This is a genomic window from Arthrobacter sp. Cza30 (assembly GCF_059090765.1).
On record NZ_JBNHGA010000005.1, the window covers coordinates 265,961 to 278,885 of the forward strand.

The window sequence follows — 12,925 nt, forward strand, 5'->3', positions numbered from 1 at the left end:
CTACACCGCCTCGCCGTGGTGGTGGGTGGTCGCGTAGGGAAGCCCCACCACGATGATCCGGCCCTGGTTGTGGATGACCTCGACGTGGCTGTTGTACATGTGCGACAGCACCTCGGTGGTCATCACTTCTTTCGGCGTGCCAACGCGGAACTGGCCGCCGGCCAGGTAGAGCACCCGGTCCACATAGTCGATGATCGGATTGATTTCGTGCGTGACGAAGACGACCGCGCTGTTCCTTTCATGGCATTGCCTGTTGATCATGGAACTCACGGCCTGCTGGTGGTGCAGGTCCAGCGAGAGCAAAGGCTCGTCGCAGAGCAGCACCTGGGGGTCGGAGGCCAGCGCCTGGGCCGCCCGCAGCCGCTGTTGCTCGCCGCCGGACAGTTGCCCGACCGGGGCTTCCGCGTAACCGGAGGCGCCCACCATCTCAAGCAGTTCGTCCACCCGCCGGCGATGCCTGCGGCCGTTCAGCCGAATGCCCCACCGGTGCCCGTCCAGGCCCAGGCCCACCAGGTCGCGCGCACGCAGCGGGGTCTCCGGAGCGAAGGTCTTTTGTTGGGGGATATAGCCGATGTCCCGGCTCCCGCGCTCCAGCGGCCGTCCGTTGACCTCGGCCGTGCCACTGCTCAGCGGCTGCAGGCCCAGCAATACGCGCAGGAAGCTCGTCTTGCCGGAGCCGTTGGGGCCCAGCACCGCGAAGAACTCGCCCGGGTTGATGGTCAGGTCGAGGTCATGCCACAGCACGCGCTGGCCGAAGGACAGCGAGGCACCCTGCAATCGGACGGCGGGAGTCATGGCAGTGTTCCTTTGAGCTTCCGTGCCGCGCAGCGCACGAAGGGGATGCGGCACTTGCGGCGTCCGGCTTGGACTGCCTCAGTTAACCACAGCCCGGCGTCCTGTCCGGTCACGCGTCCAGCGCCTGGTTCACCGATTCCAGGTTCTCCGCCATCCAGGCCAGGTAGTCCTGGTCCGGCGGCAGGGTCTCGGTGAAGTTGAGGACCTCGATGCCCGCCTTCTGCGCCAATTTGCGCAGGCCCTGGGTCTGCGGCCCTTCGGTCTGTTCGTTATAGGCGACGAACCGTACCGACCCGCCGGAAATCAGCTCCTCGGCCTCCCTCAGGGCTGCCGGGGCGGCGTCATTTCCTTCCTCGGCTGCCTCCATGAAGCCTGCCGGGGTCTTGTTCTCCAGTCCCAGCGCATCGAATAAGTGCAGCGGCACCGGATCTGTGGCCGCTACGGCTTCCCCGGTCGCCGTGGCTGCGAGTTCGTCGATGTCGCTCTGGAGGCCGTCGATTCCGGCGCGAAACTGGTCTGCATTGGCCCGGAAGGTTTCGGCCTGCTCCGGGTCCAGGGCCGAGAGCTTCTCCGCGATGGCGTCCGCAATCGCGGCCATGGTCGGCAGGTCGTACCAAACGTGTTCATTGAAGCCGCCGTGGCTGTGGTCCGCGTGGCTGTCCTCCGTTTGCCCCGCGTCGCCGCCTCCGTGGGCCTGTCCTGTCTCGGCGGCTTTGGCTCCGGGCAGCGGCGACAGTTCCACCGCAGTGATGAGGTAGTCGTGGTCGACGCCGGTCTCGTCCGCCAGCGTGTGCATGAAGGTGTCGTAGCCCCCGCCGTTTTCCAGCACCAGGTCGGCCTGGGAGATCGCCAGTTTGTCCCGCGCCGTTGCCTCATAGGAGTGCGGATCCTGGGCCATCCGGTCGATGATCGAGGTGACGTCGACGTGCTCGCCGCCGATGGTTTGGGCCACATCACCGTAGACATTGGTGGAAGCGACCACGCTCAGCTTGCCGTCACCTTCGGCCTCTCCCCCTGCGGCGGCGCAGCCGGACAGCAGCGCCGCGGCCGCGGCCAGCCCGGCCAATACGGGAGCGGTTCGTGAGAGCCTCACGGGCAAACCTCGGTTCTACTCATAATGAGAATCAGTAACAATAAGGGTTTTCAGCATAACGCAGTTGCGAACCGTTCGCATTCGGCCGGGGCAGGCGCGGCTCACAAGTGTGCGCGGCAGAGGAGCGGCCAAGGCGGCCCCGCCCGGCTCGGGACCGGCGCGCGGCGCGGGACTGTCCTGCCGCCCCGCGCCGCGCGAGGGCTATTCGCCGGTCCGGCGCAGTCCCTGGGCCTGCGTTTCGTCGCGGATCTCGCCCACCAGCACTTCCAACACGTCCTCGAGGAACAGCACGCCGTGCGTAGTGCCGTCGGATCCCAGCACCCGGGCAAGGTGCGATCCGGTGCGCTGCATCACGGCGAGCGCGTCCTCGATCTCGTCATCGAGCGCCAGATTGGCCAGGGTGCGGACCTTGGTGACCGGAATCGTCTTGTTGAGCCGGTCCTCCGGAATGGTCATCACATCCTTGAGGTGCAGGTACCCGGTGAGGTTGTCGCTGGCATCGGCCACGGCAAACCGGGAGAACCCGGTCCGCCCCACCGCGCGCTCGAACTGCGCCGGCGTGGTGTCGACGCCGATGGTGACCAATTCATCAAGCGGCACCATCACGGCGGCGGCGGTCACCGCCGAGAACTCCAGCGAACTGGAGATCAGCCCGGCGTCGTCGTCGACCAGCCCGTGCCTGGTGGATTCCTGCACAATGGACTGGACTTCCTCCAGCGTAAAGGTGGAAGAGACCTCGTCCTTCGGCTCGATCCGCACGGCCCGCAGCAAGTGGTTCGCGGTCCAGTTCAGGGTGAAGATCACCGGCCGCACCACCTTGGAGACCGCCACCAGCGGCGGAGCCAGCAGCAGCGCGGCCTTGTCCGCCATGGACACGGACATGTTCTTCGGAACCATTTCGCCGAAGGTCACGTGCAGGAACGTCACCAGCAGCAGCGCCACGGCGAACGAAATGCCGTAGGAGATCTCGTGCGGAATGCCCAGCCACCCCTCCAGCGGCAGCAGCAGCAGTTCCTTGATCGCCGGCTCGGCCACGTTCAGGATCAGCAGCGAACACACGGTGATGCCCAGCTGCGCGCAGGCCAGCATCAGGGAGACGTGCTCCATGGCCCAAAGCGTGGTCTTGGCGCGCTTGGAGCCGCTGTCGGCCAGCGGCTCGATCTGGCTGCGGCGGGCGGACATGACGGCGAATTCGGCGCCGACGAAGAACGCGTTGGCGAACAGCAGCACTACCAGCCAGAAAATTCCCATGGCGGCCATCAGAGCGCACCGCCCGCGGTGCCGGCCTCAGGCAGCACCGCACCGGTTGCCGGACTCGGGATGAAACGAACACGGTCCACCCGCCGTCCGTCCAACCGCTCGACTTCCAGCGTGCCGCCGTCCACGGCCACGGTGTCGCCCACCACCGCAATCCTGCCCAGCTGCGCCATGATAAAGCCGCCGACCGTTTCGTAGCTGGCCCCGTCGGGCACGGTCAGCTGCGGGATTTGCTCGCTGACCTCGTCCGGACGCAGCAGGCCGGGGAAATACCAGTTTCCGGTGGCGCTCTGCAGCACGCCGGGCTTCACCCGGTCGTGCTCGTCGGCGACTTCGCCCACGATCTCTTCCACCAGGTCCTCCAGCGTCACCACGCCGGCGGTGCCGCCGTACTCGTCGAGCACCACGGCGAACTGCAGGTTTGCGGCCCGCAGCTCCGACAGCAGCGAATCCAGGTGCACCGTCTCGGGCACCCGCAGCACGTCGGCCATGATGGTGCCCACGGGCAGGTGCGGACGCTTCTTGCGCGGCACCCCGATCGCCTTCTTGATGTGCGCGACGCCGCGGACGTCGTCGGGGGAATCGCCGAGCACCGGGAACCGGGAGAAGCCGGTGCGGCGGGCGGCGGCGATGAGGTCGGCCACGGTCTGGTCCGCGTCGATGAACTCCACCCGGATGCGCGGCGTCATCACGTCGGCCGCGGTCCTGCCGGAGAAAGACAAGGTCTTGGCGAGGAAGTTCGCGGTCCCGGCATCCAGGGTGCCCATTTCCGCGGAGCGGCGTACCAGCGATGCCAGCTCGGACGGCGTGCGGGCGCCGGACAGTTCTTCTTTGGCCTCCAGCCCGAACAGGTGCAGCACCTTGTTGGCGAAGCCGTTGAGCAGCAGCACGAACGGCTTGAACACCGCGGTGAAGATCAGCTGGGGCCGGGCCACCAGCTTGCCGACCGCCATGGGCAAGGCGATGGACGCGTTCTTGGGCACGAGTTCGCCCAGCAGCATGGACAGGAGGGTGGCGATCACCATGGCGATCACCGCACCGACCGGCTGGATGACGGCCTCGGCCAGGCCCAGCGCGGTCAGCGACGGACGCAGCAGCGAGCTGATGGCCGGTTCCATCAGGAAACCGGTCAGCAGCGTGGTGAGGGTGATGCCGAGCTGGCAGCTGGAGAGTTGCGTGGAGAGGGACTTCAGGCATTTCATCAGCGGCACTGCGCCGCGGTCGCCGTTGTCGATGGCGCGCTGCACGGTGGGCTGGTCAAGGGCCACCAGGGCGAATTCCACGGCGACAAAAAAGCCGGTGCCGAGGATCAGCAGCATGCCGGCGGTGATTTGGATCCATTCCATCTAGCGCGCCACCGCCCCGAACATCAGGCGGTCGGATGGAACCGGAGGGGGGTCGTCCGAGCCCGGACTAGGAGGCTCCTGACCGGCCGCGCGGGCGGCAAGTGTGTGACGGGCACGTGCACGGGATTTGCCGGTGCTGGGTGACGCCTCGCACGCGGCGCCCGTTTGGGCTGCCTGTGCTCCCGCGGTCCGGCATGCTGCCTGCCCTGCGGGGTGCGTCACGGACCGGCTCCTAGAATAGCTGTCCATTATGGGCAATAGCCTAGCAGGCGGGGTTGGGCCGCGGGCAGTCCCAGGCGGCCGTTCTGCCGCCGGCGTACGGCGCCGGGCCCTCCGCGCCAGTCCCCCGCCGGAGCGGGACGGGCGCACACAGGCTCCGGCCGCCGGAACTCCTACCAGCTCTCCGGCAGCGGACGGCCTTCTTCATAGCCGGCGGCCGACTGCACGCCCACGATGGCGCGTTCGCGGAACTGCACCAGGTTCTGTGCGCCGGCGTAGGTCAGCGAGCTGCGCAGGCCGGCGGTGATCCCGTCCAGCAGGTCCTCGACGCCGGGGCGCAGCGGGTCCAGGTACATCTTGGAGGACGAAATTCCTTCTTCGAAGAGCGCCTTGCGGGCCCGCTCAAAGGCGTCCTCCCGCCGGGTCCGGTTCTGGACGGCGCGGGCCGACGCCATGCCGAAGCTTTCCTTGTACTTGCGGCCGTTGCTGTCGGTGAGCAGGTCTCCCGGGCTTTCGTGCGTTCCGGCGAACCAGGAACCGATCATCACCTGGCTGGCACCGGCCGCCAGCGCCAGGGCGACATCGCGCGGATAGCGGACCCCGCCATCGGCCCACACGTGGGCGCCGAGCTCCCGGGCCGCCTCCGCGCATTCCTGCACGGCGGAGAACTGCGGCCGGCCCACGGCCGTCATCATGCGGGTGGTGCACATGGCGCCGGGCCCCACGCCGACCTTGACGATGTCCGCACCGGCTTCGACCAGGTCGCGCACGCCGTCGGCGCTGACCACGTTGCCGGCGACCACCGGAACCTGCGGGTTCAGGCTGCGGACGGCTTCGAGGGCCTCGAACATCTTGCGCTGGTGCCCGTGGGCTGTATCAACCACCAAAACGTCCACCCCGGCCTGCAGCAGCGCCTCGGTCTTGGCGCGGACGTCGCCATTAATCCCGACGGCGGCGGCTACCTTCAGCCGGCCCTGCGGATCCAGCGCGGGAGTGTAGATGGTCGAGCGCAGCGCGCCGGCGCGGGTGAGCGCGCCGACCAGCACGCCGTCGTCGTCCACGACCGGCGCAAAGGACGCCGAGGCCGAGTCGAACAGGTCGAAGGCCTGCCGCAGCGCGGTGTCCGCCCCGGCGTTGAACATGGAGGCATCCAGCAGCAGAGGGTGGGCCGCCATCACCGACTCCAGCGACGCGTAGCGGTCCACGCCCTCACAGTCCTCGGCGCGCACCACGCCCACGCACTTGCCGGCGTCGTCCACCACCGCGACCGCGCCGTGCGCGCGTTTGTCCATCAGGTGCACGGCGTCGATCACGGTGTTGCCCGCGGTCAGTTCCAACGGCGTTTCGAAGACGATGTGGCGGTCCTTGATCCAGCCGGTGACCTCGGCCAGCACGTTCAGCGGGACATCCTGCGGCAGCACGGCCAGCCCGCCGCGCCGCGCCATCGTCTCCGCCATGCGGCGGCCGCTGACGGCGGTCATGTTCGCCACGACCAGGGGAATGGTGCTCCCGGTGCCGTCGCCGGCTGACAGGTCCACATCTAGCCTCGAGGTGATATCCGAGCGCGAAGGGACCAGGAAAACGTCCGAGTAGGTCAGGTCGGTCATCGGCTCGTTGATCAGGCGCATGGCTGCTCTCTTTCCTCGTCGCCGTGCAGGCCGGGACGGCCAGGGGCGCGGCGGCCGGTCAGGTAGGTGGGGCTGCGGGACAGGAGTCCGGATCCGTTGTGTCCGTGCGCTGCCGGTTGCTGCACACGGAGGGCGGGCCGGGCCGCCTGAGAATTTCCCTGCTCCCCTGAAAGTCTAGGGCCGGCGGGCCGCGGGACGAATCGGCACGAAGATCCTCCGCTTAAACGCTAAAGATTAGCCTGCGTTGGGAAAGTGTCATTAGACTGGCAACTGGTCCAGATCTAGTGCGCGGCAGATGCGCACTCGCAATTCCGCTGCTGGCCGGCAGGTTCGGAAGGCAGCCAAGGGAAGCGCGTGATCTGCAGGGCAAGCGGCAATTCACGGAAGAGGCGTATCACAAGTGCCAGAGCATCCCAACCTTCGTCTACCCGAAGAATTCGGCGGTAACGAATGGCTCGTTGACGAAATCTACGAGCAGTACCTCCAAGACAAGAATTCCGTGGACAAGAAATGGTGGAGCATCTTCGAGGCGGCCAACGGCGGCGACGGCAGCCCGAAAGACACTGCAGCTTCCCCGGCGGGCGCCACCGCGCCTTCCCGCCCCGCCGCGGCTAATACGGCGCCCCAGGCCTCGGGCGAGAGCACGGCTACGGAGCAGGCCGAAACCAAGCCGATTCCCGCCGACAACGAGCCGGCCCCCAACACCTCCACCAATAGCTCCGCTGCCCCCGCCAAGCCGGCAGCGAAGGCCGAGCCGGCCGAAAAGGCGGAGGCGAAGCCTGCCCCGATCCCCGCCCAGTTGCCCAAATCCGCGCCCAGCGCACTGGCCGAAGAAGACACCGTCTCCGTGCTGCGCGGCCCGGCCAAGGCCATCGCCACCAACATGGACGCCAGCCTGAGCGTGCCAACCGCGACGACGGTGCGCGCGGTTCCCGCCAAGCTGCTGATCGACAACCGCCTGGTGATCAACTCCAACCTGGCCCGCGCCCGCGGCGGCAAAGTCTCCTTCACCCACCTCATCGGCTACGCCGTGGTCAAGGCGCTGGGCCAGTTCCCCAGCCAGAACGTCCACTACGACGAGATCGACGGCAAGCCCGCCGCTGTCCAGCCGGCCCACGTCAACTTCGGCATCGCCATCGACATGCCCAAGCCCGACGGCACCCGCCTGCTGGTGGTGCCGAACATCAAGCGCGCCGAAACCATGAACTTCTCCGAGTTCTGGCACACCTACGAGGACCTGATCAAGCGGGCCCGCGCCGGGAAGCTCACCGCCGACGATTACGCCGGCACCACGGTTTCGCTGACCAACCCCGGCGGCATCGGCACGGTGCACTCCGTCCCCCGGCTGTCCAAGGGCCAGGCCACCATCGTGGGCGTCGGTGCCCTCGAGTACCCGGCCGAGTTCCGCGGCGCCAGCGAACGGACGATCGCCGCGCAGGGCGTCGGCAAGATCATCACGCTCACCTCCACCTACGACCACCGGGTCATCCAGGGCGCCGGCTCGGGCGAGTTCCTGCGCCTGATCGAATCGCTGTTGCTGGGCGAGCAGGGCTTCTACGACGAGATCTTCGAAGCACTGCGCATCCCGTACGAGCCGGTCCGCTGGCGGCCGGACAACCAGGTGGACGTCGACCTGCAGGTCAACAAGGTGGCCCGCATCCAGCAACTGGTGCACGCCTACCGCGTCCGCGGCCACCTGATGGCGGACACCAACCCGCTGGAGTACGTGCAGCGCAAGCACCCGGACCTGGACATCAACACGTACGGGCTGACCCTCTGGGACCTGGACCGCGAATGGGTCACCGGCGGATTCGGCGGCAAGGACCGCCTGAAGCTGCGCGACATCCTGGGCGTGCTGCGTGATGCCTACTGCCGCACCACCGGCATCGAATACATGCACATCCAGGACCCGGCCGAGCGGGAGTGGTTCCAGAACGAGCTGGAACGCGAGTACGCCAAGCCCAGCCGCGAGGAGCAGTTGCGCATCCTGGGCAAGCTCAACGCCGCCGAGGCGTTCGAGACCTTCCTGCAGACCAAGTTCGTGGGCCAGAAGCGCTTCTCGCTGGAGGGCGGGGAATCCCTGATCCCGCTGCTGGATGCCGTGATTTCCGACGCCGCCGACGACGGCCTGGATGAAGTGGCCATCGGCATGGCACACCGCGGCCGGCTGAACGTGCTCACCAACATCGCCGGCAAGACCTACGCACAGGTCTTCCGCGAGTTCGAGGGCACCCCGGACCCGCGCAGCGTCCAGGGCTCCGGTGACGTGAAGTACCACCTGGGCACGGAAGGGAAGTTCACCTCCGACAACGGCAACGAGACCAAGGTCTACCTCGCCGCCAACCCCTCCCACCTGGAGGCGGTCGATCCGGTGCTCGAGGGCATCACCCGCGCCAAGCAGGACCGCCTGGACAGGGGCGACGAGTTCCCGGTGCTGCCGGTCATCATCCACGGCGACGCGGCCTTCGCCGGCCAGGGTGTGGTGGCCGAAACCCTGAACCTGTCGCAGCTGCGCGGCTACCGCACCGGCGGCACCGTGCACATCGTGGTGAACAACCAGGTCGGTTTCACCACGTCGCCGCACGCCTCGCGGTCCTCGGTGTACTCCACCGACGTTGCGAAGATGATCCAGGCCCCGGTCTTCCATGTGAACGGTGACGACCCCGAGGCCGTGGTCCGCGTGGGACAGTTGGCCTACGAGTACCGCCAGCGCTTCCAGAAGGACGTCGTCATCGACATGGTCTGCTATCGGCGTCGCGGACACAACGAGGGTGACGATCCCTCGATGACGCAGCCGATGATGTACAACCTCATCGAGGCCAAGCGTTCCACCCGCAAGCTGTACACGGAGGCCCTGGTGGGCCGCGGCGATATCACCCAGGAAGAAGCCGACCAGGCCCTGCGCGACTACCAGGAACGGCTGGAGCGTGTCTTCGCCGAGACCCACGCGGCGCAGACCTCGCCGATCCCGGTGATCACCAAGGACTCCGCGGCCGTGTCCGACCTGGAGCGCCCGCTCTCCCAGCAGACCGAGGACAGGGCCAACGTGCCTGCCGGCACCGCCGTCTCCGCCGAGATGATGGCCCGGATCGGCAAGGCGCACGTGGAAATACCGGAGGGCTTCTCCGTCCACCCGAAGCTGAAGGCGCTGCTGGAGCGCCGCGAGCAGATGTCCCGCGAGGGCAACATCGACTGGGGCTTCGGCGAACTCGCGGCCTTCGGCTCGCTGCTGATGGAAGGGGTGCCGGTGCGCCTGGCCGGCCAGGACTCCCGCCGCGGCACCTTCGTCCAGCGTCACGCGGTCTTCCACGACCGCGTCACTGGCGAAGAGTGGGCGCCGCTGAGCCACCTGTCCGACGACCAGGCCAAGCTGTGGATCTACGATTCGCTGCTGTCCGAGTACGCGGCCATGGGCTTCGAATACGGCTACTCGGTCGAGCGCCCGGACGCGCTGGTGCTGTGGGAGGCCCAGTTCGGCGACTTCGTCAACGGCGCCCAGACGGTGATCGACGAGTTCCTCTCCTCGGCCGAGCAGAAGTGGGGCCAGCGGTCGTCGCTGGTGCTGCTGCTGCCGCACGGCTACGAAGGCCAGGGCCCGGACCACTCGTCGGCCCGGATCGAGCGGTTCCTGCAGATGTGCGCCGAGGACAACATGATCGTGGCCAACCCGACCACCCCGGCCTCGCACTTCCACCTGCTGCGCCGCCAGGCCTACAACCGGCCGCGCAAGCCGCTGATCATCTTCACGCCGAAGCAGCTGCTGCGGCTGAAGGCTGCCGCGGCCAAGGTGGAGGACTTCACCAGCGGCACGTTCCAGCCGGTCATCGGCGACGTTCAGGACCTGAACGGCCAGGAGGTCGACCGTGTGGTGCTGGTTTCCGGCCGGCTCTACTACGACCTGCTGGCTGCGCGCCAGAAGAACTCCGACACGAAGACCGCGCTCGTCCGGGTCGAACAGCTCTACCCGCTGCCGGTCGACGAGATCAAGGCGGAGCTGGCCAAGTACCCGAACGCGGAAATCGTCTGGGCACAGGACGAACCGGCCAACCAGGGCCCGTGGCCCTTCATGGGCCTGTACCTGCCCGAGGCCTTGGACCGTCCGGTGCGCCTGGTTTCCCGCCCGGCCTCCGCTGCCACCTCCACCGGCTCGGCCAAGCGCCACGCCGCGGAGCAGGATGTCCTGGTCAAGAAGGCCTTTGAACGCCGCTGAGTAAGATGGCGGGCGGGGTGCCGCAGGGCGCCCCGCCCACTTTCGTTTAAGCACGCTTCCAACCCGTCGAACCAGAAAGCTACCCGTGGAGCAACGCAGAATCAGGATCGCCGCCGTGGGTGATCAACTGCTGGCCGGTGTGGGCGACCCGCGCGCCCTCGGCTGGCTCGGCCGCACCTTGGCCCGGACCAACCCGGATCCAGCCACCCTGGAATCCTTCGTGCTGGCCTCGCCCAACGAAGGAACGGAGGAACTGGCCGGCCGCTGGTTGCAGGAAGCCGGACGGCGTTTCGATGACGGCTTCGAAAACCGGCTCGTCATCGGGCTGTCCGGCCGCGATCTCGAGCTCGGACTGTCCACGGCGCGCAGCCGGCTCAACCTGGCGAACATCCTCGACGGCGCGGCGCAGCTGAGCGTCAAGGTCTTCGTCGTCGGCCCGCCGCCGGGACTGGACCCGGACCGCAACATCCAACTGGCCGAGCTGTCCACCGCCTTCGGCGATGTGACCACGCGGCGCAAGCACGTCTTCGTCGACACCTTCACGCCGTTGCTGAACCACGAGCAGTGGCGCACTGACCTGGCCAGCAACGGCGGGGGCCCCGGCCAGGCGGGCTACGGGCTGCTGGCGTGGCTGGTGCTGCACCGCGGGTGGTACCCGTGGCTGGACCTGCCCGAGCCTTTCTGAGCGGACGCGCACGGCACGGGTGTGCCGCGCAGGCCCTCAACACCGCCTCGGCGGGACCGGAGAATGTCCGGTCCCGCCGTTCCGCTTAAGGAGGCGGTTCCGGCCCTTGCGGGCGCGGCCATCGCGATATATCGTGTCTTGCATCACAAGATATATCGCGTTTGGAGCGGTATATCGCCACAGGCAGGACAGGCCATGAACGATACCTGGAGCATCGACGGTCCCCGGACGATCGACGTCGACGATGTCCGTTCGCTGCGGGCATCCATCGTCAAGGGGCGGCTGGACATCATCGTCCATGACGAGCCGACGGTCCGCGTGGAGGTCTCCGAGGTCGCCGGATCACCCCTGGAAATGACCCTGCGCAACGGCACGCTGGAGATCAGCCACGGCAAGGCCGGCGACGGCCCGCTGGGTTTCCTCGCCCGCCGCGTCAACCTCGTGCTTCCCGGAGCCCGGGACGAAGCGGTGATCAGTATTGGCGTTCCCCGGGACCTGCCGGTCAAGGCCGCCACGGTCAGTGGCGACGGCCTGGTGTGCGGTACGGCGGCCGGGGCGGAGGTCAGCACGGTCACCGGATCCATGATGGCGGACGACACCGCCGGCATGCTCACCGTCAATACGGTCAGCGGCGAAATCATCGTCCGCGAGCACAGCGGGAATCTGGTGGCCAAGAGCGTCTCCGGCGAAATCACCGCCTCGGGCTTCCTGGGCCACATCCGCGCCAGCACGGTCAGCGGGGACCTGGGGTTCGATTTGCACGGCGCCCCGGAGGACTTGGCCGTCAATTCCGTCTCCGGCGACGTTACCGTGCGCGTACCGGAGGAATGCGGGGTGGAGGTGGCTGCTTCCTCGGCCACCGGCAGCATCACTGTGAACGACCAGAAGTTTTTCGGCCTCTCCGAGAAGGTGAAAACCCGGATCGGACCCGAGGGCCCCGGGCTCACCATCCGCTCCACCACGGTTTCGGGCACCTTGGCGGTCTTCCACCGGGACAACGCCGGAAGCCAGGTCGGCTGATGACCCCGGTCTTCGCGCACGGTGCCCTGCGGCTCTACCTGCTCGCGCTGGTGGCGGAGGGCGACAAGCATGGGTATGACATCATCCGCGCCCTCAGCGACCGGTTCGGCGGCACCTATTCCCCCAGCGCCGGCACCGTCTACCCCAGGCTGGCCAAACTTGAGGAGGAAGGGCTGGTGATCACCTCGTCCGATGGCCGGCGCACGGTGTACAGCATCACCGACGCCGGGCGGGCGGAACTGGCTGCCCGCCGGGAAGAGCTGGCCGGGGTCGAAGCCGACATCTCTGCCTCGGTGCGGCGGCTCGCGGACGAGCTGCGGGAGGAACTGCGCAGTTCGATGAAGGGGCTGCGGGCCGACCTCGCCGCCTCGGCCGAGGCCGCCCGCAGCAACGCCCGGAAGTCGCCGCGGGCGGCCGAGGCCGCCGGACAGCGCACGGTGAAGGAACTGGAACACCTGCTCAACGACTTCCGCGACGACGTGAGGGTGCACTTGCGCCGGCGGACGGCGGCCGGCACCGTGGACGAAGTCGCCGTGCAGACCATCAGGACCGTGCTGGAGCAGGCCAAGGCCTCCATCACGGCGGCCCTGCGCTGACCCGTCCGGACCCTCCTCCGGTTAGGAGGCGGGGCGGGCATATGACAGACTGGTACGCAGTTCTTTTTCGTCCAGC

Annotated in this window: 9 protein-coding genes; 4 read left to right on the forward strand and 5 right to left on the reverse strand. The window is 67.8% G+C overall.

The window, feature by feature from the left end; all coding sequences use genetic code 11:
• The 5 genes from AC5RVZ_RS18495 to guaB1 all read right to left on the reverse strand — a co-directional run bounded on the left by AC5RVZ_RS18495 (window position 1) and on the right by guaB1 (window position 6,338).
• The gene (locus AC5RVZ_RS18495) at window positions 1-795 is read right to left on the reverse strand and encodes a metal ABC transporter ATP-binding protein (protein ID WP_494067203.1); all 795 of its coding nucleotides are present in this window, start codon (window positions 793-795) and stop codon (window positions 1-3) included.
• Window positions 796-904: 109 nt separating this feature from the next.
• Window positions 905-1,888: a metal ABC transporter solute-binding protein, Zn/Mn family gene (locus AC5RVZ_RS18500; protein WP_494067204.1), complete on the reverse strand. Its 984-nt coding sequence runs from the start codon at window positions 1,886-1,888 to the stop codon at window positions 905-907.
• Window positions 1,889-2,089: 201 nt separating this feature from the next.
• On the reverse strand, window positions 2,090-3,139 hold the full coding sequence (locus AC5RVZ_RS18505) for a hemolysin family protein (RefSeq protein ID WP_494067205.1): 1,050 nt from the start codon (window positions 3,137-3,139) through the stop codon (window positions 2,090-2,092).
• A gap of 8 nt (window positions 3,140-3,147) precedes the next feature.
• Window positions 3,148-4,491: a hemolysin family protein gene (locus AC5RVZ_RS18510; protein WP_494067206.1), complete on the reverse strand. Its 1,344-nt coding sequence runs from the start codon at window positions 4,489-4,491 to the stop codon at window positions 3,148-3,150.
• A gap of 392 nt (window positions 4,492-4,883) precedes the next feature.
• Complete coding sequence (guaB1, locus tag AC5RVZ_RS18515; RefSeq protein WP_494067207.1) at window positions 4,884-6,338, reverse strand: GMP reductase; 1,455 nt, start codon at window positions 6,336-6,338, stop codon at window positions 4,884-4,886.
• A gap of 400 nt (window positions 6,339-6,738) precedes the next feature.
• Here guaB1 and AC5RVZ_RS18520 point away from each other — a divergent pair, with 400 nt between their 5' ends.
• The 4 genes from AC5RVZ_RS18520 (at window position 6,739) to AC5RVZ_RS18535 (ending at window position 12,849) form a co-directional block, all read left to right on the forward strand.
• A complete protein-coding gene (locus AC5RVZ_RS18520) occupies window positions 6,739-10,548 on the forward strand; it encodes a multifunctional oxoglutarate decarboxylase/oxoglutarate dehydrogenase thiamine pyrophosphate-binding subunit/dihydrolipoyllysine-residue succinyltransferase subunit (RefSeq protein ID WP_494067208.1) in 3,810 nt (1,269 codons plus the stop codon).
• Between the two features lie 85 nt (window positions 10,549-10,633).
• On the forward strand, window positions 10,634-11,233 hold the full coding sequence (locus AC5RVZ_RS18525; protein ID WP_493989216.1) for a GDSL-type esterase/lipase family protein: 600 nt from the start codon (window positions 10,634-10,636) through the stop codon (window positions 11,231-11,233).
• A gap of 195 nt (window positions 11,234-11,428) precedes the next feature.
• Complete coding sequence (locus tag AC5RVZ_RS18530) at window positions 11,429-12,253, forward strand: DUF4097 family beta strand repeat-containing protein (RefSeq protein ID WP_494067209.1); 825 nt, start codon at window positions 11,429-11,431, stop codon at window positions 12,251-12,253.
• Window positions 12,253-12,849 carry a PadR family transcriptional regulator gene (locus tag AC5RVZ_RS18535; RefSeq protein WP_494067210.1) on the forward strand — a complete coding sequence of 199 codons (597 nt, stop codon included), beginning with the start codon at window positions 12,253-12,255 and terminating at the stop codon, window positions 12,847-12,849. The genes AC5RVZ_RS18530 and AC5RVZ_RS18535 overlap by 1 nt, the downstream gene beginning before the upstream one ends.
• Window positions 12,850-12,925: the final 76 nt, after the last annotated feature.